This is a genomic window from Azospirillum sp. A29 (genome assembly GCF_042604625.1).
Taxonomy (GTDB): Bacteria; Pseudomonadota; Alphaproteobacteria; order Azospirillales; family Azospirillaceae; genus Azospirillum; species Azospirillum palustre.
In genome coordinates this window covers 1-21503 of record NZ_CP170463.1, presented here as the reverse complement: position 1 = coordinate 21503, position 21503 = coordinate 1, and the positions used below count along the sequence as shown (strand labels likewise).

Here is a 21503-nt window from a genome sequence, read left to right as displayed (position 1 = left end):
CATCCGGGATGACGATGCGGTCGCAGGAACAGGAACTGCGTCAGTGGGTTCAGCGGCTGGCCGAGGATCCGGCCAATGCCGGCAACCCGCTGCTGGCGGAATTCCAGACGCTGGCGGAGCGGCACGGCAAGCTTTTGCGCCAGTTCCGCAAGATCGCCAAGATCAGTGACCGTCTCCAGACCGAGACCAAGGAGATGGCGCGCCAGCAGCGGCAGTTCGTGCTGATGGTCAGCCACGAATTCCGCACGCCGCTGGCGATCATCGACAGCGCCTCGCAAATGCTGGAGCTGGAGCCGAAGCTGCCGGTTTCGGCGATGCCGCGGGTCGGCAAGATTCGCAACGCGGTCCAGCGGATGCTGCACCTGATCGAACGCTGCCTGACCAACGACCGGCTGGGCACCGCGGCGGCACGGCCGGTGGCCTTCGACCTTGCGGCGATGCTGACCGCGCTGGCGGGCGAGATGGCAGGGACCGCCACCGGCCACCGCTTCGAACTTCACGGCCTCGACCGTCCGGTGCCGATTCCCGGCGACCGCGACCTTTTGGCCGTTGTGTTTTCCAACCTGATGGAAAACGCTGTCAAGTACTCGCCGAACGGGGGCACGATCCGCCTCGACCTCTCGGTCGGCGACGGCGCCGCCGGCAGCCCCTGTGGAGGCCCTGGCGGTCAGGTCACGGTGCGGATCGCGGACCAGGGGATCGGCGTCAACGCCGCCGACGCGGCTCGGCTGTTCGACAAGTATTTCCGTGCGTCCAACGCGGCGGGGACGACCGGGGCCGGGCTTGGCCTCCACCTTGCCCGCTGCATCGTGGATACCCACGGCGGCGGCATCTCGGTGGCGAGCGAGCCGGGCCAGGGCTCGGCCTTCACCGTCCGGCTGCCGGTCGCACGGGCAACGACGCCCACGGCGGCTCCGGCAGCAGCTTCGGCGGCGGTTCCGGTACCGGAGACGTCGTCATGACAGGGACTGCCGACTCCGAGGTCGGCAATTCCGGCGACGCGACGGTAACGGGCTTGCCCAGGCGCTGGGCCTTGCGGCGGGGAACGATGGGCATGATGGTGCAGGAACAGAAGCTTCAGGATTGGGTCGCCCGCCTCGCGGCGAACGAGGATTATGCCGACCATCCGCTGATGCAGGAGTTCCGCGCGCTCGCCAACGACCACATGAAGCTGATGCGGCAGCTGACCAAGATCGCCAAGATCAGCGACCGCATGCAGACCGACACCCGCCAGATGGCGCGCACGCTCCACGCCGCATCGCAGACCGACCCGCTGACCGATCTGCCGAACCGCCGCCAGATGATCGAGCGGCTGGAGGCGGAGCTGTGCCGCATCAGCCGCAACGGCAGCGGCTTCGCCCTGATCATGCTGGACATCGACCATTTCAAGGACGTGAACGACGCCTTCGGCCATGCCGCCGGCGACCATGTGCTGGTGGAGACCGCCGGCCTGCTGCGCCGGAACCTGCGCCTGCACGACCTGTGCGCCCGTTGGGGCGGAGAGGAATTCCTGATCCTGTTGCCCGGCAGCGATCAGATCCAGGCCGAAACGGTCGCGGAAAAGCTGCGGCAGCTCATCGCCCATCATCCCTTCGTCCACCAGGACAGCAGCATCACGGTGACGTTGAGCCTTGGCATTGCATCCTATCGCCAGGGGCAGACCGCCGACGCCTGCATCCAGGCGGCCGACGACGCGCTCTACGTCGCCAAGCGCGCCGGACGCAACCGCTGGGCGGCAGCCGCTTAAGTCGTGGAAGGCGCTGCTTCGGTAACCGTGTCTGGCACCGGGGTGGCACCGATGTTCAGTTCCTCCAGTTGCGCCAGCGCCCCGGCCATGCCAGTGGCGACCAGATTGGCGTCGGTCTCGGCACTCGCCCGCTCCGGCACCTCGGATTCCGGATGGGCGCTCCACAGGCAGAGCAGGATCGGCACGCGCGGACCGAAATGCATCCGCAGGCGGCGCATCATCCGCCGGCAATGGCCAAGCGCCGTCGGGTTGAGCGAGGACAGCACCACCGCATCCACCCCCGTGGTGCCGAGGCTGGCGATGGCGCGGGTCGATGCCTTCTCGCAGGGCACGACATCGGCATGGATGCCGCGTCCCACCAGCAGATAGGCGAGAAGCCCGGCCGCCGCCTCGTCCAGATTGTTGCGGGCTCCGACGCAGAGCACGCGCGGCGCATTGTCGGCGGGCGTCGTCGCATCGGCCAGCTCATCCAGCAGGCCCGCCATGCCCTCGGCCACCGCCTGCCGCCCGTCCGGGTTGAGGGAGCCGCGCTGGCGCTCCTGCTCGGCCAGCGACAGGGCGGGCAGCAGAAGCCCGTCGGCCAGTTCCACCGGAGTGCATTTGCCGAGCCGCTCCTCGGCAAGCTCGGTCGCCTCCACCGGATCGCGGGCCAGCAGGCGCTGGTAGATCTTCGCCTCGTCGGGCAGGACCGGGCGGTCGCCGAGCATCACCTCCAGGAAATGCAGCTGCGGCACATGGCGGCCGAGCACCACGAGGCAGACGGTCAGCGGCGTCGCCAGCAAGAGGCCGATCGGCCCCCACAGCGTCGTCCACACCACCGCCGCGACGATGATGGCAAGCGAGGACAAGCCGGTCGCCGTTCCATAGAGCCAGGGCTCCACCACATTGTTGGAGAACAGCTCCACCGCCACGAACAGGGCGATGCACAGCAGCGGCAGAGTCCAGCCGGTATCGACCGCAAAGGACAGCAGGATGGGAAAGGCCGAGGCGATCACCGGCCCGAGGAAGGGGATGAAGCGCAGCACCGTCGCCAGCAACCCCCACAGCAGCGGGTTCGGCACGCCGAGCAGCCAGAGCCCGACGCCGATGGGCAGCCCGTAGGTGACATTCACCACCACCTGCATCAGCAGATAGCGGCTGACCCGCTCGCCGGCGTCGTTCATCGCCTCCGTCGTCCGGCTGAGATCGCCCGAGCCCACCAGCCGGATCATGCGGTCGCGTAGATCCTCCCGCTGCAACAGCATGAAGATGGTGAAGACCAGCACCATGCCGGCGGTGGCGATCGGCGTCATCGCCGGGCCGAGCACCCGGCTGACCAGATCGAAGACGCCGGTATCTGACTGGTCGATGCGCACCGGGACCGGTTCGCGGTGCGCCGGCGCACCGGCCTGCGGCGCCGGGCCGGCGCCGGGCAGTTGGTTTGGGGCGGCACCGGCGGTGGCGCGCTCGATCTCCTGTTGCAGGTCGCGGAATGCGTCCGTCGCCTGCTTCAGCGCGCCGCGGTCGCCGGCCGATGCGGTGGCACTGCGCAGGGACTCGATCTTGGTGTGGATGTTGCGCTGGTAGGTCGGCAGATTGTCGGCCAGATCGCCCAGCTGGCTGCCCACCACGGCACCGAAACCGATGATGCCGAGGAACAGCAGCGCCACCACCGCCAGCACCGACGGCACGCGGCCGAGACGCCAGCGCTCCAGCCGGGTGACGATGGGCGTCAGCACGAAGCTGAGCAGCACCGCCAGTGCGATGGGCATCAGGATGTCCGCCGCCAGATACAGCGTCACCACGATCAGCGTGATGATCAGCAGGATCGTCTGGGTGGAGACGGGAGGAGCGGCCTTCGTCACCGCAATTGGGCGTGCCAGCAGCCGGCGGGCGGTGTCCTCGGCCATGATCGTCGGGCTTTCCGGAAGGGAGAATGCCCGACATGAACACCGGCCGCGCCGGCACGTTCCCTCGCCTGCCCCGTCACGGCGGCGAGGGTCGCCAAACGATGATTGGGCCCGTCAGGGAAGCGGCTGCTGCTGGGTGATGCAGTGGATGCCGCCGCCGCCGCGGACGATGTCGAGTGCTGCGATCTGCACCACCTCGCGGTCGGGGAAGGCCTTGCGGACGACGCGGAACGCCTCGTCGTCGGCCGGATCCTCGAAGGCCGGCATGACGATGCCGCCGTTGGCGATGTAGAGGTTGGTGTAGGACAGGGTCAGGCGCACGCCGTTCAGGTCGCGGCGGGCGGGCTGCTGGATGGTGATGACCTCCAGTTCGCGGCCCTTCGCGTCGCGGGCGCGCTTCAGCCGGTCGAGATTGTCCTGGAAGATCTTGAAATTGGCGTCGCCGGGATCGTCGGTGGTGATCGCCATCACCACGCCGGGACGCACGAACAGCGCAATCTCGTCGATGTGGCCGTCGGTCTCGTCGTCCTGATAGCCCTGCCCCAGCCAGATAACCGTCTCGACGCCGAGATGGTCCTTCAACTGCTGCTCGATCTCCTCGCGCGACAGGCCGGGATTGCGGTTGGGGTTCAGCAGGCACTGTTCGGTGGTGATCAGCGTCCCCTCCCCGTCGACATGGAAGGAGCCGCCCTCCATCACCAGCGGGGCGGAAATGCAGGGGAGCTTGAGATGGTCGAGGATCAGGCGGCCGACCTGCTGGTCCTTGTCGCTGCCCTGGTAATTGCCGCCCCAGGCGTTGAAGCCCCAATGGACGCCGGCCAGCCCGCCCTTGCCGTCGATGACGAAGCTGGGGCCGGTGTCGCGAATCCAGGAATCGCTGATCGGCAGCGGCAGGATCTGGATGCCGGGGCCGCAGGCGAGCGAGGCTTCCGCCACGTCCGCCGGGTCGCACACCATCGTCACCGGCTCGAAGCGGGAGATGGCCTGCGCGACCTCGGCGTAGGCGTCGCACGCGGCATCGAAGGCACCCTCAGGCCAAGTTTCCGGCCGGCACGGCCATGCCATCCAGCATCCGCTGTGGCGAGCCCACTCACCGGGCATGCGGAAGCCTTGACCCGTCCCTTCACCCGTCGGCATCGGGGCGTTCGGTGTCGTCATGCGTCGATCCCTCTACCCTTTTTCAAAGTCCTCTGCCCGTCGCAGCCACAACACCGAAACAACGCTCGGCGGGCCGCAAGGGACCGGGACATTTTTCATCCCCATCCACCCTAACCACGGGAGCGCGCCTTTGGCAATCGCGTCCACCGCAACGGGTGCTTGGCCTTATGGCCAAGGGGCGTCGTGCAGAGGGGCCTTGCGACGAAGGGATTTTAAAAAAGACGCGGAAGGACGTCGCGTCGGCATGCCGGGAAAGGGAGCCGGCATGAGGTCCGGCTAGAGGCCGGACGGCGGGCGCAGGGCGCGGCGGGCGGTGACCGAACGGGTGGTCGCATAGGCAGTGGAAACGGGACTGAAAAATCCAAGTCTCAACAAAGGGAACCACAGGAGCGCGCGCATGGCACGACCTCTTTCGCTGTTGACGATGACATCAACATAGCAAAAGAAACGGGCAATTGCCATCCGCGGCGGCAGAGGTCTGCTGCGCGCGGATGGGTGGGTCTGCGGAACGCTTCAAAAAAGCCGGTCAGCCGCTCCGGATCAGCCGTTCTGGATCGCCATCTGTTCGTCGCGTTTGCGCTGCCGTTCCTGGCGGGCCATGACGATGCTGGCGACGAAGATGCCGGTCGCCACCACCAGAACCATCAGCGTTGCCAACGCGTTGATCTGTGGGCTGATGCCGAACTTCACGCTGGAGAAGATCACCATCGGCAGCGTCGTCGATCCGGGGCCGGAGACGAAGCTCGCCACCACCACGTCGTCCAGCGACAGGGTGAAGGCCAGCAGCCAGCCGGCCACCAGCGCCGGGGCGATCAGCGGCAGGGTGATGACGAAGAACACCTTGGCCGGGCGGGCGCCCAGATCCATCGCCGCCTCTTCCAGGCTGCCGTCCATGCCGGCCAGCCGCGACTGGATGACCACGGCGACATAGGACATGGTGAAGGTGGTGTGGGCGATGGTGATGGTGGTGACGCCGCGCCCATCGGGCCAGCCCAGCCATTGCTCCATTGCCACGAACAGCAGCAGAAGCGACAGGCCGGTGATGACCTCCGGCATGACCAGCGGGGCGGTGATCATGCCGCCGAACAGGGTACGGCCGCGGAACCGCCCGAAGCGGGTCAGCGCCAGCCCGGCGCAGGTGCCCAGCAGCACCGACAGCGTCGCCGACACCGCCGCCACCTGGAAGGACAGGAAGGCCGCATCCAGCAGCGCATCGTTGTGGAGCAGCTCGGCATACCATTTGGTCGAAAAGCCGCTCCACACCGTCACCAGCCGCGACTCGTTGAAGCTGAAGACGACCAGCAGCGCGATGGGGACATAGAGGAAGGCATAGCCGAACAGCAGCGCCCAGGACAGGAACCCGAACCGTTTCATTGCCCGGCCTCCGCCTGTTTGCCCTGAACATGCTGGAAGATCATGATCGGCACCACCAGGACCAGCAGCAGCGCGATGGCCACCGCCGACGCCACCGGCCAGTCGCGGTTGGCGAAGAACTCGTTCCACAGCACGCGGCCGATCATCAGCGTGTCCGGGCCGCCCAGCAGCTCCGGCGTCACAAACTCGCCCACCGCCGGAATGAAGACCAGCAGCGAGCCGGCAATGATGCCGGGCAGCGACAGCGGCAGCGTGATCGATAGGAAGGACTTGAACGGACGGGAGCCGAGGTCGGCCGCCGCCTCCAGCAGGCTGGGGTCCATCTTCTCCAGCGTCGAATAGAGCGGCAGGACCATGAAGGGCAGATAGCAGTAGGTCATGCCGATATAGACGGCCCAGTCGGAATAGAGGATCTCCACCGGCCCGCTGGTGATGCCCACCCATTCCAGCAGATTGCTGATGACGCCATTGCCCTTGAGGATGCCGATCCAGGCATAGATGCGGATCAGGAAGCTGGTCCAGAAGGGCAGGATCACCAGCATCATCAGCGGCCCGCGCCGGGCCGGATCGGCCTTGGCGATGGCATAGGCCATGGGATAGCCGATGGCGAGGCACATCAGCGTGGTCACCGCCGCGATGCGCAGCGAATTCAGGTAGGCGAGGATGTAGAGGTCGTCCCCGCCCAGCCGGAAATAGTTGCTGATGTTCAGCAGGATCTGCAGCTTGGAGGTGCCGGCGTCCTCGTCGGTCAACCAGTCCACCAGCGACGAATAGGGCGGCTGGGCGATGATCGATTCGGAGAAGCTGATGCCGAAGACGATCAGGAAGGGCACCATGAAGAACAGCAGCAGCCACAGATAGGGGATGGCGACGACCACGCCGCGGCCCCACAGCCCGATCCGGCTGAGCCCGGAAACGAGGACGGAGACGACCGTCCTCATTGGGTCAACACCACGCCGGCGAAGGGACGCCAGGTCAGGGTCACCTCGTCCTCCCAGGTGATCGGCATTTCGGTGCGGCGGGTGATGTTGGGGGCGGTGACGCGCACCGTCTTGCCGGTCGGCAGTTGCACCAGATAGATCGACACGTCGCCGAGATAGGCGATCTCGCGCACGATGCCGATGCTCGTGTTCCTGCCGTCACTACCCGCCGGCGGCTCCTTCGACAGGGCGATCTTCTCCGGCCGGATGGCGACGGAGACGGGCGAGCCGGCCGGCGCCGGGGTGGCATGAGCGATCAGCAGCTCGCAGCCGGCCTCCTCCGACTCGACCAGAACCTGATCGCCTTCGGTCGAGACGACGCGGCCGTCGAACATGTTGATCGAGCCGATGAACTCGGCCACGAACCGGTTGTGCGGGTATTCGTAGATCTCTGTCGGCGTGCCGACCTGCGCAATCACGCCGTGGTTCATCACGGCGATGCGCGAGGACATGGTCATCGCCTCTTCTTGGTCGTGGGTCACGACGATGAAGGTGACGCCCAGCTTTTCCTGGATGTTGACCAGCTCGAACTGCGTGCGCTCGCGCAGCTTCTTGTCGAGCGCGCCCAACGGCTCGTCCAGCAGCAGCAGCTTCGGCCGCTTGACCAGCGAGCGGGCGAGCGCCACGCGCTGGCGCTGGCCGCCGGACAGCTGGTGCGGGCGGCGCTTGCCGAAGGCCGAGAGCTGGACCATCCCCAGCATCTCGGTCACGCGGTCGCGGATCTCCGCCTTCGCCACCCCGTCCTGCTTCAGGCCGAAGGCGACGTTCTGCTCCACCGTCATGTGCGGGAACAGAGCGTAGGACTGGAACATCATGTTGACCGGCCGCTCATAAGGCGGGATGCCGGCCATGTCGACGCCGTCGATGTAGATCTTGCCCTCGGTCGGCTGTTCGAACCCCGCCAGCATGCGCAGCAGCGTCGTCTTGCCCGAGCCGGAGCCGCCCAGCAGGGCAAAGAACTCGTTGCGGTAGATCGACAGGCTGACCTCGTCCACGGCGACGAAATCGCCGAAGGTCTTCGTCACCTTCTCGATGCGGACATAGGGAGTCTGGCCCGCGTCCTGCCACGGTTCCAGGCGGGTGGGCTTGCGAATCGGCTGACCGGCCATCCGGTTTCCTCTTTCATGACAACGCCCCGGCCGCTCCCCATCGCTGGGGATCGGCCGGGGCGGGCCAGCGCTATGGGGGCGCTTCTTAAGGGGGCCCGGCTTACTTGCCGGTCTTGACCTTGGTCCACACGCGGGTGCGGGCGCGGTCGGTGGCCTGCTTGATCTGCTTCAGCGAGAACAGCTTCAGCTTGCTGTCGGCCGGCAGGAAGATGCCGGGGTTCGACTTGATGTCGTCGGCGACCGTCGCCAGCGAGGCCGGCACCGCGTTGGCGTAGCTGACCTTGTTGGAGATGTTCGCCATGTTGGCCGGGTCGAGCACGAAGTTGATGTACTCGTAGGCGCCGTCCTTGTTCGGCGCGTCGGCCGGAACCGCCAGCGTGTCCCACCAGACCTGCACGCCTTCCTTCGGCGTGACGTATTCGACCTTGGCGCTCTTGGCCTCGGCGGCGCGGGCGGCGCCCTGGATGGCGTCGCCGTTGTAGGCCATCACGACGCAGGCGTCGCCGCCGGCGAGGATGTTGATGTTCTCACCCGTGACGAAGCGCTTGATGTAGGGGCGGACCGCCATCAGCGTCTTCTCGACCTTGTCCAGATCCTCCTTCTTCTCGGAGTTCGGGTCGAGGCCGAGATAGTTCAGCACCGACGGGATGACGTCGATGGCCGAATCCATCACGGTGATGCCGCAGGCCGCAACCTTCTTCGCCACTTCCGGCTTGAAGATCAGGTCCCAGCTGTCGAGCGCCACGTCGGGGGCGACGGCCTTAATCTTTTCCGGGATAATTGCGATGCCGACGGTGCCGCCGAGATAGGGCACGGCGTACTTGTTGCCGGGATCCGAATTCTCCAGCAGCTTCAGGACCTTCGGGTCGAGGTTCTTGTAGTTGGGGATCTTCGACTTGTCGAGCGGGCCCACGACCTTGGCCTGGATCAGGCGCGACAGGGTCGGCTCCGCGGTCGGCACGATCACGTCATAGCCGGACTTGCCGACGAGCACCTTCTGCTCCAGCAGTTCCAGGCTGTCGTACAGGTCGACCTTCGTCTCAGCGCCCGTGGCCTTGGTGAAGTCGGCGAGGGTCGTTTCACCCAGATAATCGTTCCAGATGTAGATGTTGACCGGCTTCTTGGCCTGGGCCATCGCCGGGCCGGCAATGGCGATCGCGGCGACCGCGCCGATGAGGCTGAGAGCGATTTTTTTCATGATTTGCCCCGACCTGTTCGTGTGTGTTGCGGGCACCGCCACATCCCAACGGCTGGCCCGGCTCGCGGGCGCTATTGCACCCACGCCCGGGCATGTTGTCAACGGTTTGGGTCGTGGTCGGAGGCTGGTTTGCGGGACTGGTTTGCAGGCGACGGCCATCTCCGCGAAGCCATGCACAATCAATCGTCTACACACCGAATGTCGCAGCGGGCCGGTCGGGGCGAAGACCCGGCTCCAACGCTGCGAATCGCCACCGGAGAATTGGCCACCGGGCGGCGCGGCCGCCCCTCCGGGCCCTGGGGCTGGCAAATGGCGACCGGCCGCGACCCCAGGGGTTCCGGAGAACCCGCAAGGGCGTGTCGCGGCCGGCAAAGGAAACCCTTTCCCCAGATAACGGCCTGCTGGCCGGAACCCGGGTCGCCCGTCTTTAAAATTGCGTGCCCTGGTATTTGTGCTCGCGAATATGCCGTCAGTTATACCCACCATTCTTTTCCGGTCAATACCCGAATCGTGTCATTCCATTTTCAAATTGAAAGATACTGTGACGAAACTCGTCATCATATCATGGTATTCAATGGCATACAGACAGTCGCGTGCCAAGGATATTGGTGCAATGCAAAAGAAGGCGCCGCGACTATTGTCACGACGCCTTCCTGTTTTGCAGCCGGCTCTATGGCTTGGTTTACGGCGCCTTAACTCTGCGCCGTCAGCACCACGCCCAGCACCACCAGCAGCGTGCCGATCAGGCGGGTCATGCTGATGGTCTCCCCCAGCAGCAGCATGCCGAGCGCCAGCGTGACCAGGAAGCCCAGCCCGACGAAGGGATAGGCCATGGAAACGTCGACCTTCGCCAGGACCGCCAACCACACCACCATGCCCAGCCCGTAGCAGGCCAGACCGGTCAGGATGTGCGGCGTGGCGACCACCGACAGGGCGATCCGCCCCGCCCCGCCCCCTGCCAGCGCGGTCGACACCGCGGGGCTGGACATGCCGATCTTCAGGGAAATCTGCGCGATGGCGGACAGGGTGACGCTCAGCAGGATCAGTCCGACGACGGCGATTGGCATGGCGACTCCGGAAGGATGACGGAAGGATGGAGGGTGACGACTCACGCCCGACCGAGGATCAGCGCGACGCCGCAGACCAGCCCGATGGCGATGCTCCACTTGTCGCGGGCGGCGAACACCACCGGGTCGTCATGCATCAGCCCACGGTGGGTTTGCAGCCACACCCGCCCGATCCAGAAGAGCAGCAGCGGACAGATGATCCACAGCGCCTGCGGCTGGTCATAGACGCGCCCAACCTCCGGGCTGTTGATGTAGAGCGCCATCACCAGCACCGAGAGGAAGCCGGCCGACACGCCGATGGATTGCAGCACCGGCATGTCGGCGGTCACATAGCCCCTGCCCTCCGCCTGCCCCAGCCCGAGCTTCAGCATGCTGTCCATTTCCGAATAGCGCTTCACCATGGCGAGGCTGAGGAACAGGAACATCGAGAAGGCGAGCAGCCAGAAGGATGGGACGATGGCCGTCGCCGTGGCGCCGCCCAGCACCCGCAGCGAATAGAGCCCGGCCAGCAGCATCACGTCCCAGATCACCCGGTTCTTGGCGAACAGGTTGTAGAACAGCGACGAGGCGGCATAGGTCGCCAGCGCCGCCAGGAACAGCGGCGGCAGCGCCACCAGCGACAGGACGAGGCTGGCCAGCAGCAGGCCGGGGATCAGCGACAGGCCGAGGTCGAGCGGCAGGTCGCCGGCCGCGAAGGGACGGCGGCGCTTGCGCGGGTGGCGGCGGTCGGCCGGCAGGTCCAGCAGGTCATTCAGCACATAGATGCTCGACGCGCACAGCCCGAAGGCGAAGAAGGCGGCAATGGCCTGGAGGGTCGGCCCGACCTCCCCCAGCTTCTGGCCGGCCACCAGCGGCACGAAGACCAGCAGGTTCTTCAGCCACTGGTGCAGGCGCAGCGCCTTCAGGATCAGCAGCAGGCGCGGCCGGCGCGGAGTGGCAATGGTTTCCAGCGGGCACAGGGTGGCGGCGTGGCGAACCACCCCGGCCGCGGCGTCCACCGCGATGCCGCGGCGGGCGGCGCGCCAGACGGCATAATCGGCCTCGTCATTGCCCATGTAGTCGAAGATGCCGGACGGCACCTGCGCCCGGATGGCTTCCAGCTTGCGCTCGCTCTTCAGGTTCAGCCCGTCGCTGCTGGACAGCACCTGATCGAACAGGCCAAGGTGACGGGCGATGGCGTCGGCATAGCGGTGGTGGGCGGCGGTCGCCAGCACCAGCCGCCGGCCGCTCTTGCGCTCCGCCTCCAGCCGTTGCAGGACGGCGGGGTTGTAGATCAGGCCGGCCGGGTCGATCTCCACCCGGCGGGCCAGCTCCGCCTTCAGCCGCGCCTTGCCGCCGGCCAGCCAGACCGGCACCAGCAGCGCCGCCCAGGGCTGCGCCTTTATAAGGCCGAACAGGGACTCATAGAGAAGGTCGGTCCTCAGCAGCGTGCCGTCGAGATCGACGAACAGCGGCGGCTCCTCGGCGGCGGGGGGCGGGACCGGCGTCTCGGCAGCGGCACGCGGGAGCGCGACGACGGACGGCGCGGCCTCCTCCGCCGTTGGAGCATGGCCGCGCCCGGCCGTTCCCAGGTCGCCCCACAGGGCCGCGGCGGCACGGTCGTGCCGGCCGGCCAGCACCGGGATCAGGCCCAGCAGCATCAGGGTGGCGAATAACAGGTAGGATTGCAGGACGTTCAGCGGGGTGTCAGCCAGTGCGTTGACCGGCCAGAACAGGACGTTGCCGGCCAGGAAATAGGCCACCGCCAGCAGTGCGGCCGCCCCGGCCGGGCGCCGCAGCCCGGGCTCCAGCAGCATCAGGAAGGCGAGCGCGAAGGCCGGCAGCAGGATGCCGTAATGATGCACCCAGGCGACCGGCGAACCGACGGTGAAGCAGATGCCGGCGACGACGAAGGCCAGGATCCGCTCGGCCCCGCGGTCGCGCCGCCGCCACAGCAGGCCGAAGCCGACGAAGGCGAGGCCGGAAACCTGCGTGGCGATATGGACCGCCGGGTGATAGGGGGCGAAGGCCTCCGCCGACCACTCCAGATTGTTGCCGTTGTGCAGCAGGCGGTTGACCAGCCCGTTGACGGTCTGGTTGACGTGATAGCTCTCGCCGTGGCGGCCGATGAACAGCAGGACATCGAGGTAATCGATCATCGGCGCAAAGCCGTAGAACAAGGTCGCCAGCGCCACGCCCGGCACCACGATCGCCGCCCAGCCCGCCGCCATCCGCCAGTCGCCGCGGAGCGCCGCCCAGGCGAGGAACAGCGACATCTGCGGCTTCATCAGGGTCGATGCGCCGAGCAGGGCTCCGCACAGCACCCGCCGGTCGCGCAGCAGGGCGATGCAGGCGAAGACGAAGGCGGCGTTGAGCCAGACCTGCACCTGCCCCAGCGAGAAGGCCTTCAGCACCGGATAGAAGCACAGGGTGGCAACGAAGCCGAAGCCGCCCAGCAGCACCTGAGTCAGCCGGTCGTCCCGCGCGCCGGGCAGGCGCAGCCGCGCCGCCATCTCCAGCACCAGGATCGCCATGCCGGCCGCAGTCGCCAGCACGAACAGCAGGTTGACCCGCTCGAACGCCACGAGGTTTAGCACCCCCAGCGCCTTCATCGCCTCCAGCGGCAGCAGCGAGGTCACCGGATACTGGAACTTGATGTGTTGCTTGAAGAACACGCCGTCATAGACATTCTCGCCCGGCCGTTCATGCAGCCAGTCGAGCGCGGCGATCATCGGGTCCCAGCTGTCGACCGGGATCAGGTCGGGGTTCTCCAGCACGAACAGGTTCTGGATGTCGGTCAGGTTGCTGGCATGGCCGCCACGGTGCAGCGCCAGCCCCAGCAGCCCGGTCGTCAGCACGATGAACAGCGACGCCAGGATGACGCTGCGCTGAACCCAGCCAACGCTTCGCAGGCCTGTTCGAAGGGACGGGATCGCAGGTTGCATGCTCATGCTTGGCCATCCATCGGTTGCCCATCACTTTTGTCGCGACACGGCCCCGGCTCCGGCTCACCCGCCCGGGCGGGACAATCGGCCAGGACAATCGAAGGCGTGCCGCGGCGGCGGGAATGCCATGTCCGCGGAAGCTACGGCTCCGTGCCTTGACTATTTTCAAAGGAGATAACAAAGTGCTGCAGCGCCCAACCGGCGCCAATCCGCCGCATGGCGACCGCATCTTCCCCTGCCTCTCCTCACAGGGTCGAAAATACACTGCGGTTTTGCTTTGAAAGTCTTCGATTACGTGTGCCGCCGGCCATAAAGGGATGAACGGCGGCCTTGCGTTTTTAAGCGTGTCCGCCAAAATCGGGCTGCACGGCGGTGGCAGAGCACCGCGCCCGGCGCCCGGCCGGCGAGAGGGATCGCACCGCTCGGGGTAGGACGGGCGGTGGAGGGCGCGGACGGGACGGGCTTTCGGGCCGAACTTTCGAATGTCCGGGGCGGAACGGCACACGAATGGCGAGTCCGCCGGCGCGACCCGCTACGGAGCGGACGGACGCCGTCGAGCGGGAGCGGCGCAGGAGCAGGGAACCAAAAACGTAAAGGGGCTGCCGGTGGATGTCCCCGCCGGCAGCCCCTTAGCTCGTTACCCTGGAGTCCAATCAGACGTTCAGCAGCAGGTTTTCCCGCTCCCACGAGCTGATGACCCGGTTGTAGGCCTCATATTCCGTCTGCTTCACGCAGGTGACGGCGTCGATGAAGCGCTCGCCGAGGATTTCCTTCAGCGGCTTGCAGGCGTTGAACTTGGTCAGCGCTTCCGACTGGTGGCGCGGCAGGGTGAAGGCGAGGCGGTAGGCCGATCCCTTGATCGGGTCGTTCGGCTCCAGCCCCTGGGTCATGCCGACATAGCCGCAGGCGAGCGATGCGGCGATGGCGAGATAGGGGTTGGCGTCGGCGCCGGCCACCCGGTTCTCCACCCGGCGGGCGTCGGGCTGGGAGACGGGAACGCGCAGGCCGGTGGTGCGGTTGTCGCGGCCCCAATGCACGTTGATCGGCGCATCGGAGTTCGGCACCAGCCGGCGGTAGCTGTTGACGTTGGGCGCCAGCAGCGGCATCACGTAGGGCAGGTATTTCTGCAACCCGGCGATGTGCGCCATGAACAGGTCGCTGTCGGTGCCGTCGGGGTTGGAGAACAGGTTGCGGCCGTTGACGGTATCCACCACCGACTGGTGGATGTGCATGGCGCTGCCGGGTTCGCCCTGCATCGGCTTCGCCATAAAGGTGGCGTAGATCTGGTGGCGGATCGCCGCCTCGCGCGCCGTGCGCTTGAACAGGAAGGCCTGGTCGGCCAGTTCCAGCGCGTCGCCGTGGTTGAAGTTGATCTCGATCTGGGCGGCGCCGGCCTCGTGGGTCAGCGTGTCGATGTCGATGTCCTGCTTCTCGCAGAAATCATAGACCGCCTCGAAGATCGGGTCGAATTCGTTGACGGCGTCGATGCCGAAGGCCTGCCGCCCGCTCTCCATCCGGCCGTTGCGCCCGACCGGCGGCACCAGCGGGTAATCGGGGTCCTTGTTGACCTGGACCAGGAAGAACTCCAGCTCCGGCGCCACCAGCGGCTTCCAGCCGCGCTCCTCGTAGAGCGACAGCACGCGCTTCAGCACATGGCGGGGCGACACGTCCACCGGCCGGCCGTCGGCATAGACGCAGTCGGTGATGACCTGGGCCGTCGGCTCATTGTACCAGGGGACGAAGCGGATCGTCCGTTCGTCCGGAATCATGTAGATGTCGGAATTCTCGTCCGAGGTGATGTCTTCGTCGTCGGGGAATTCACCGGTCACGGTCTGGACGAAGATCGCCTCGGGCAGGCGCAGGCCGCGGTCGCGCAGGATGCGGAGGAATTTTTCGGCGGGAACGATCTTTCCCCGCGCGATGCCCGACATGTCGGGCACAAGACATTCGACTTCGGTAATGCGGTTCTTCTTGATGAAGTCTTCCATAAAACCCATGGGTATGGCGGACCGCTCCGGACTATGGGCAGCCCCCTCCGTGCTGTGGACGACAGCGACACTATGACGCCGTTCCGGCGGAACGCGCCAGAGGGTTCCGCATGACGGTTCGGTGAAATATCCGCCTTTCCGTTGACCTCCCCCGTCGGCTCGGACTTAACTGCGGCCATGCCGAAAGCCTCCTACCTGAACAGCTGGTACGCGGCCTCCGCCGCTCCCCGTGCAGACCGCCCCTCCCTGGAAGGAGAGGCCGCCTGCGACGTCTGCATCGTCGGCGGCGGCTACACCGGCCTGACCGCGGCGCTGGAACTGGCGGAGCGCGGCTTCGACGTCGTTCTGCTGGAGGCGGAGCAGTGCGGCTGGGGGGCTTCGGGCCGCAACGGCGGACAGATCATCACCGGCTACAACAAGCCGATGGCGACCATCGAGGGCTGGGTCGGCAAGGAGGATGCCCGCCGCCTGTGGGAGTTCGGCGAGGAGGCGAAGGCCCAGCTGGCCGGGCGGGTGGAACGCCACGCCATCGCCTGCGACCTGACCTGGGGCTTCGCCTATGCCGCGCTGAAGCCGCGCCACATGCAGGATGTGGCGGCGCTGGAACGCGAGATGCGCGACGGGTACGGCTATGACCGGGTGCAGCGGCTGGACCGCGCCGGCATCCGCGCCCATGTCGGCAGCGACGCCTACATCGGCGGCCTGCTGGACGAGGGCAGCGGCCACCTGCACCCGCTGAACTACGCGCTGGGCCTCGCCCGCGCCGCCGATGCCGCCGGGGTTCGCATCTTCGAGAACAGCCGCGCGCTGGCCATGGACAGCGGGGCAAAGCCCTGGGTCCGCACCGAGCGCGGGCGGGTGACGGCCAGGCACCTGATCCTGGCCGGCAACGCCTATCTCGGCGGGCTGGCCCCGGCGCTGGACCGCACCATCATGCCGGTCGCGACCTACATGATCGCCACCGAACCGCTGGGCGAGGAGCGGGCGCGGACCCTGCTGCCGACCAACATCGCGGTGTCGGACATGAAGTTCTCGCTGGATTACTTCCGCCGCTCCGCCGACCACCGGCTGCTGTTCGGCGGCGGCGTCAGCTATTCGGGCGTCGACGGGCCGGGGCTGAAGCAGGCGATGCGGATGAAGATGCTGGCGATCTATCCGGATCTGAAGGACGCCCGCGTCGATTATTTCTGGGGCGGGCGGGTCGCCATCACCATGAACCGCATGCCGCATCTGGGCCGGCTGTCGCCCACCACGCTCTATGCCCACGGCTATTCCGGCCATGGCGTGGCGCTGGCCGGCATGGCCGGGCGGCTGATGGCGGAGACGGTGAGCGGCACCGCCGGGCGCTTCGACGTGTTCACCCGCGTCCCCCACACCCCCTTCCCCGGCGGACGGCGCTTCCGCACCCCGGCGCTGGTCCTCGCAATGATGTGGTTCCGTCTGCGCGATCTGCTGTAGGCTGGGGAAGCAATCCATTGGCCTCCCCCATCCACCTCCTTCCTCCGCCGAGTATCGCCCCCTCCGATGACCGACATCTCCAGCAGCGACGAGACTCCTCCCTCTTCGGATGCCGCACCGGGCAAGGACGCCGCCCCAGACGCTGCCATCGCCGAGAAGGCGGCGCAGGAGAATGTCCTGGTCCAACCGATGCGGGACACGCATTTCGATTTCCAGCACAAGGTCTTCAGCCTGCCCGGCGCCTTCTTCTGCCAGGATCCGAACAGCAAGGATCCCGTGCTGAACATGCTGCTGGGCGATCTGAAGGTGGCGCTGGCCTTCCCCACCCTGATGGAATCCTTCCAGATCGAGGACGGCACCCACGACGCCCGCCTGCTGGAGGTCATCGAACAGGGGCTGGCCTTCGTGAAGCAGATCCGGCCGGGCGAGGAAATTCCCGGCGAGCTGCTGGACGGCCGCGCCTCCTGGTCGGTGGAAGACAAGCACCGCATCGCTGCCAAGGGGCGGCTGACCATGCAGATCGTCTCCTCCTTCTCCGGCAACGAGATCATCGTTTCCGACCAGTCGCAGCTGGAGCAGCTGCTGGACGATCCGCAGACGCACGAGAAGATGAAGGCGGCCTTCGCCAAGATCGCCGAGCGGCTGAAGCTGACCAACAATCCTGAACAGTATTTGACCGACCGCATCGACGATCTGGCGCAGGAACTGTCCTACATCGAGGCGCTGCGCGACCGCTTCCGGCACATCCGCCGCATCGAGCAGGCGATGGGCAAGCTCGCCACCATCTACCGCACCGACCGCACCTTCTGCAGCGAGCTGAACCGGATGCAGGGGCTGATCCGTAAGCCGGTGCGCGAATACGACATGATCTTCGATCAGGCCGACGCCCAGACCGGCGACATCGTCGGCGCGCTGCGCAACTTCCATCCCACCATCCAGTTCATCCGCAAGATCCGCGACGATCTGCGCGCCAAGCTGCTGGAGTGGGAAGATTTGCTGCGCGGCTGGGACGACATCTCGATGGAGCGCTCGCCCAAGGTGGAGGCGTTGCAGAAGCAGACCTACCGCTTCCTGGCGAGCCGCTACATCGAGACGACGGTGTGGAAGCGGGGGGGATGAGCGCGGGCGGCCACCGCCGACCCTCCTCCTTTACGCCACCCCCCGCAGTTCCTCCGCCCGGCTCAGATCGACGCTGACCAGCTGCGACACGCCGCGTTCCACCATCGTCACGCCGAACAGGCGGTCGACGCGGGCCATGGTCAGGCGGTGGTGGGTGATGATCAGGAAGCGGGTGTCGCCCTGCCGAGCGATGTCCTCGACCAGATCGCAGAAGCGGCCGACATTCGCCTCGTCCAGCGGGGCGTCGACCTCGTCCAGCACGCAGATCGGCGCCGGGTTCGACCGGAAGACGGCGAACAGCAGCGACAAGGCCGTCAGCGCCTGCTCGCCGCCCGACAGCAGCGAGAGCACCTGTAGCTTCTTGCCCGGCGGGCTGGCGTAGATCTCCAGCCCGGCATTCAGCGGGTCCTCGGCGTTGACCAGCTCCAGATAGGCCTTGCCGCCGCCGAACAGGCGGGTGAACAGCTCCTGGAAGTCGCGGTTGACCACGTCGAAGCTGGCGACCAGCCGCTCGCGCGCCTCGCGGTTCAGACTGGAAATGCCCTGGCGCAGGCGGGCGATGGCGGCGGTCAGATCCTCGCGCTCGCCGTTCAGGCCGCCGATCTGGGCGTCCAGCTCCTCCGCCTCGATCTCCGCGCGCAAATTGACCGGTCCCATGTTCTCGCGCTCGCGCGTCAGCTTGTCGAGCCGCGCTTCCACCGCACCCGCATCGGGCATCGGTTCGGCAGGGTCGAGGTCGGCGGCGGCACGGGTGTCCTCCGGCCGGCAGTCCAGCCGTTCGGCGATGCGCTCCGTCAGGGTGCGTTCCTGCTGGAGCGCCGCGGACACCGCGGCTTCGGCGCGGGCGCGCGCCTCGCGCCCATCGGCCAGCGCCGCTTCGGCATCATGCAGCGCCTGTTCGGTCCCGGCCAGCCGGGATTCGGCCTCGGCCAGCGCATCGGCGGCGCGCTTGCGGTCGCGCTCGGCCAGGGCGATGCGGTCGAGAAGCTCCTGGCGCTCCGCCGCGATCTCGGCCGGGCGGCCGGCCTGCAGGGCGATCTCGCCCTCCGCCTCCGCGGCGCGCTGGCGCAGCTCGGCGACGCGGCCGCCGGCCCCGGCGGAGCGGGTGTCCCAGGAGGCGGTTTCCGACTGGATGGCGGCAAGGCGCTGGCGCCGGGCCTGGGCCTCGCGGGTCAGCCGGTCCAGCGCGTTCTGCCGCTCGGCCAGGACGGCGCGGCGCTCGGCCAGGGCGGTGCGCCGGTCGTTGACCTGCTCCCGCCCTTCGCGCGGGTCGGGCAGCTGCTCCAGCAGTTCCAGCACCTCGTCGCGGCGGGCGGCGGCCTCGCCCTCCTCGGCGGCGAGCCGTTCCACCGCCTCCGCCAGCGCGGCGAGGCGGGTGGATGCGGCGTCGGCCTCGCGCGCCAGCTTGGCATGGCGGTCGCGGGCGGCGTTCAGCGCGGCGAAGCCGTCGCGCACGGCGTCGCGGGCGCGGCGGTCGGCCTGGGCCGCTTCCTCGACCGTCCGCTTGGCGGCCTCCAGCGCCTCGCGCGCCAGCTCGACCTGTTCCTCGGCAAGCTCCAGCTCGCCGCGCAGTTCGGCCAGCCGGTTGCGCTGCTTCAGGCGGATGGCGGCAGCGGTCGGGGCGCCGGCCTGCACGGTCAGCCCGTCCCAGCGCCAAGCCCCGCCGTCGCGGCTGACCAGCACCTGTCCGGGTGCCAGCGTCGCCGCCAGGGCCGCACCATGGCCGGCGTCGGCGACCACCGCGATGTGGGCGAGCGCGCGGCCGGCGGCAGGCGGACCCTGCACATGGTTCGACAGCGGCACGGCGCCGGCCGGCAGCGGCGCTGCCGCCTCATAGGCGGGAAGCATGCGCCAATGCACCGGCGCCGCCGTGTCCAGTGGCGCGGTCAGCGCATCGCCGAGCGCGGCGGCCAGCGCCCCCTCATAGCCGGGCGACACCGTCACCGCATCGACCAGCGGCGGGAACTGCCCGCCGGCACCGGCCTCCAGCAGTTCGGCCAGCGCGCGTTCCTCGGCGCGCAGCCGGGCGCGGGCGCTGTCGGCGGCGGACAGCGCCTCGCGGGCGCGGGACTGGGCCGGTTCGGCCTCCGCCTTCGCCTGTTCGGCGGCTTCGGCGGCGTCGCGGGCCTGCTCCAGCCGCTGTTCCGCCAGTTCGACCGCCAGTTCGGCCTCCGACAGGTCGGCGCGGGCGGCGATCTCCGCCTCCAGCGCCGCGCGCTGGGCCTGCTGCTCGGCCAGCCGCTTGGCGAGGCCGGCCGCGCGGGTCTCCAGTTCGGCGGCCTGACGCTGGGTGGCGGCGCGGCGGGCCTCGTCGGTGGCGACCGCCTCGGTCAGCCGGGTCAATTCGCGGTCGAGCGCATCGACCTGCTCGCGCGCTTCGGCCAGAGCCTCGCCGGCGGCGTCCTCCAGCATCTCCTCGTCGGCCTGCGCCTCGATCAGCCGGTCGCGCTCGGCCATCAGCCGGGCCAGCGCGTCGCCGGCATCGGCGGCCAGCGCCTCCTCGCGGCCGAGGTCGCCGGCGATCTGGCGCAGCCGCGCCTCCAGCGCGCGCTGCTGGTCGGCGACGCGCTTCTCCTCGGCGTCCAGCTGTTCGCGGGCGATCACCAGCCGTTGCAGGGCGGAGGCGGCCCGCGCCTCGTCCTGGCGCTTCGCGGGCAGGCCGGCGGCGGCCTCGGTCCGGCGGGCGGCCAGCTGGTTGACCGCCAGCATGCGGTCGCGCACCTCGGCCTCGGATGCTTCGAAGGCGGCATGGGCGCGGGCGCGCTCCTCCTGGGCGGCGAGCCAGCGCAAATGCCACAGAACCGCCTCCGCCCTGCGGATCTGGTCGGACAGGTTGCGGTAGCGGGATGCCTGCCGCGCCTGCTTCTTCAGGCTTTGCAGCTGGGTGTCCATCGCCCCGATCACGTCGTCGAGGCGGGTCAGGTTGGTCTCCGCCGCCTTCAGCCGCAGCTCGGCCTCATGCCGGCGGGAATGCAGGCCGGTGATGCCGGCGGCCTCCTCCAGCAGGGCGCGGCGGTCCTGCGGCTTGGCGGAGATGATCTGCGCCACCTTGCCCTGGCTGACCAGGGCCGGCGAACCGGCGCCTGAGGCATTGTCGGCAAACAGCAGCTGGACGTCGCGCGCCCGCACCAGCTTGCCGTTGATGCGGTAGTCGGAGCCGGACCCGCGCTCGATCCGGCGGGTGATCTCAAGCTCGTCATGCTCGTTGAAACCGGCGGGCGCCGTGCGCGACCGGTTGTCGACCGCCAGCGTCACTTCGCCCAGATTGCGCGCCGGCCGGCTGGAGGTGCCGCCGAAGATGACATCGTCCATGTCGTCGCCGCGCATGCGCTTGGCCGAGGTCTCGCCCATCACCCAGCGCAGCGCCTCCACCAGATTGGACTTGCCGCAGCCGTTGGGACCGACGATGCCGGTCATGCCGGGTTCGATGACCAGATCGGTGGCATCGACGAAAGACTTGAAGCCCGACAGGCGGAGACGCGTGAACTGCAC

At 67.9% G+C, this 21503-nt stretch carries 14 protein-coding genes; 4 read left to right on the top strand and 10 right to left on the bottom strand.

Annotated elements, in window-relative coordinates; all coding sequences use genetic code 11:
• The first annotated feature begins 8 nt into the window (after positions 1-8).
• Positions 9-962: a sensor histidine kinase gene (locus ABNQ38_RS08835; RefSeq protein WP_377807108.1), complete on the top strand. Its 954-nt coding sequence runs from the start codon at positions 9-11 to the stop codon at positions 960-962.
• Positions 959-1747, top strand: a complete 789-nt coding sequence (locus ABNQ38_RS08830) for a GGDEF domain-containing protein (protein ID WP_377807106.1) — start codon at positions 959-961, stop codon at positions 1745-1747. Before ABNQ38_RS08835 ends, ABNQ38_RS08830 begins: the two co-directional genes overlap by 4 nt.
• Here ABNQ38_RS08830 and ABNQ38_RS08825 read toward each other — a convergent pair.
• The 9 genes from ABNQ38_RS08825 to ABNQ38_RS08785 form a co-directional block, all read right to left on the bottom strand.
• Positions 1744-3636 (bottom strand): AI-2E family transporter, encoded by a 1893-nt coding sequence (locus ABNQ38_RS08825; RefSeq protein ID WP_377807105.1) that lies wholly within the window; start codon positions 3634-3636, stop codon positions 1744-1746. The genes ABNQ38_RS08830 and ABNQ38_RS08825 overlap by 4 nt on opposite strands.
• A 114-nt stretch (positions 3637-3750) precedes the next feature.
• On the bottom strand, positions 3751-4737 hold the full coding sequence (locus ABNQ38_RS08820; protein WP_377807422.1) for an agmatine/peptidylarginine deiminase: 987 nt from the start codon (positions 4735-4737) through the stop codon (positions 3751-3753).
• 597 nt (positions 4738-5334) lie between these two features.
• Complete coding sequence (locus tag ABNQ38_RS08815; RefSeq protein ID WP_098738030.1) at positions 5335-6168, bottom strand: ABC transporter permease subunit; 834 nt, start codon at positions 6166-6168, stop codon at positions 5335-5337.
• Positions 6165-7109 carry an ABC transporter permease subunit gene (locus ABNQ38_RS08810; RefSeq protein WP_377807104.1) on the bottom strand — a complete coding sequence of 315 codons (945 nt, stop codon included), beginning with the start codon at positions 7107-7109 and terminating at the stop codon, positions 6165-6167. The genes ABNQ38_RS08815 and ABNQ38_RS08810 overlap by 4 nt, the downstream gene beginning before the upstream one ends.
• Positions 7106-8257: an ABC transporter ATP-binding protein gene (locus tag ABNQ38_RS08805; protein ID WP_377807103.1), complete on the bottom strand. Its 1152-nt coding sequence runs from the start codon at positions 8255-8257 to the stop codon at positions 7106-7108. Before ABNQ38_RS08805 ends, ABNQ38_RS08810 begins: the two co-directional genes overlap by 4 nt.
• 100 nt (positions 8258-8357) lie before the next feature.
• Positions 8358-9455: an extracellular solute-binding protein gene (locus ABNQ38_RS08800; protein WP_377807102.1), complete on the bottom strand. Its 1098-nt coding sequence runs from the start codon at positions 9453-9455 to the stop codon at positions 8358-8360.
• 692 nt (positions 9456-10147) lie between these two features.
• Positions 10148-10522 (bottom strand): EamA family transporter, encoded by a 375-nt coding sequence (locus ABNQ38_RS08795; RefSeq protein ID WP_377807101.1) that lies wholly within the window; start codon positions 10520-10522, stop codon positions 10148-10150.
• A 41-nt stretch (positions 10523-10563) separates the two neighbouring features.
• Positions 10564-13452, bottom strand: coding sequence for a UbiA family prenyltransferase (locus tag ABNQ38_RS08790; protein ID WP_377807099.1), 2889 nt, complete (start codon positions 13450-13452; stop codon positions 10564-10566).
• Between the two features lie 647 nt (positions 13453-14099).
• Positions 14100-15443 carry a glutamine synthetase family protein gene (locus ABNQ38_RS08785; protein WP_377807098.1) on the bottom strand — a complete coding sequence of 448 codons (1344 nt, stop codon included), beginning with the start codon at positions 15441-15443 and terminating at the stop codon, positions 14100-14102.
• A gap of 168 nt (positions 15444-15611) precedes the next feature.
• On the opposite strand from ABNQ38_RS08785, the gene ABNQ38_RS08780 reads away from it, so the two are divergent.
• Positions 15612-16892: an NAD(P)/FAD-dependent oxidoreductase gene (locus tag ABNQ38_RS08780; RefSeq protein WP_377807097.1), complete on the top strand. Its 1281-nt coding sequence runs from the start codon at positions 15612-15614 to the stop codon at positions 16890-16892.
• 66 nt (positions 16893-16958) lie between these two features.
• Positions 16959-18011: a hypothetical protein gene (locus ABNQ38_RS08775; RefSeq protein ID WP_377807096.1), complete on the top strand. Its 1053-nt coding sequence runs from the start codon at positions 16959-16961 to the stop codon at positions 18009-18011.
• Positions 18012-18041: 30 nt separating this feature from the next.
• On the opposite strand, the gene smc is transcribed toward ABNQ38_RS08775, so the two are convergent.
• A complete protein-coding gene (gene smc, locus ABNQ38_RS08770) occupies positions 18042-21503 on the bottom strand; it encodes a chromosome segregation protein SMC (RefSeq protein ID WP_377807095.1) in 3462 nt (1153 codons plus the stop codon).

What these genes read in the sequence shown, in the direction of transcription:
- ABNQ38_RS08785 (WP_377807098.1), bottom strand. Translation starts at nt 15,443, where the DNA reads ATGGGTTTTATGGAAGACTTCATCAAGAAGAACCGCATTACCGAAGTC.
- ABNQ38_RS08815 (WP_098738030.1), bottom strand. Translation starts at nt 6,168, where the DNA reads ATGAAACGGTTCGGGTTCCTGTCCTGGGCGCTGCTGTTCGGCTATGCC.
- ABNQ38_RS08795 (WP_377807101.1), bottom strand. Translation starts at nt 10,522, where the DNA reads ATGCCAATCGCCGTCGTCGGACTGATCCTGCTGAGCGTCACCCTGTCC.
- ABNQ38_RS08810 (WP_377807104.1), bottom strand. Translation starts at nt 7,109, where the DNA reads ATGAGGACGGTCGTCTCCGTCCTCGTTTCCGGGCTCAGCCGGATCGGG.
- ABNQ38_RS08800 (WP_377807102.1), bottom strand. Translation starts at nt 9,455, where the DNA reads ATGAAAAAAATCGCTCTCAGCCTCATCGGCGCGGTCGCCGCGATCGCC.
- ABNQ38_RS08820 (WP_377807422.1), bottom strand. Translation starts at nt 4,737, where the DNA reads ATGCCCGGTGAGTGGGCTCGCCACAGCGGATGCTGGATGGCATGGCCG.
- ABNQ38_RS08805 (WP_377807103.1), bottom strand. Translation starts at nt 8,257, where the DNA reads ATGGCCGGTCAGCCGATTCGCAAGCCCACCCGCCTGGAACCGTGGCAG.
- ABNQ38_RS08835 (WP_377807108.1), top strand. Translation starts at nt 9, where the DNA reads ATGACGATGCGGTCGCAGGAACAGGAACTGCGTCAGTGGGTTCAGCGG.
- ABNQ38_RS08790 (WP_377807099.1), bottom strand. Translation starts at nt 13,452, where the DNA reads ATGAGCATGCAACCTGCGATCCCGTCCCTTCGAACAGGCCTGCGAAGC.
- ABNQ38_RS08780 (WP_377807097.1), top strand. Translation starts at nt 15,612, where the DNA reads ATGCCGAAAGCCTCCTACCTGAACAGCTGGTACGCGGCCTCCGCCGCT.
- ABNQ38_RS08775 (WP_377807096.1), top strand. Translation starts at nt 16,959, where the DNA reads ATGACCGACATCTCCAGCAGCGACGAGACTCCTCCCTCTTCGGATGCC.
- ABNQ38_RS08830 (WP_377807106.1), top strand. Translation starts at nt 959, where the DNA reads ATGACAGGGACTGCCGACTCCGAGGTCGGCAATTCCGGCGACGCGACG.
- ABNQ38_RS08825 (WP_377807105.1), bottom strand. Translation starts at nt 3,636, where the DNA reads ATGGCCGAGGACACCGCCCGCCGGCTGCTGGCACGCCCAATTGCGGTG.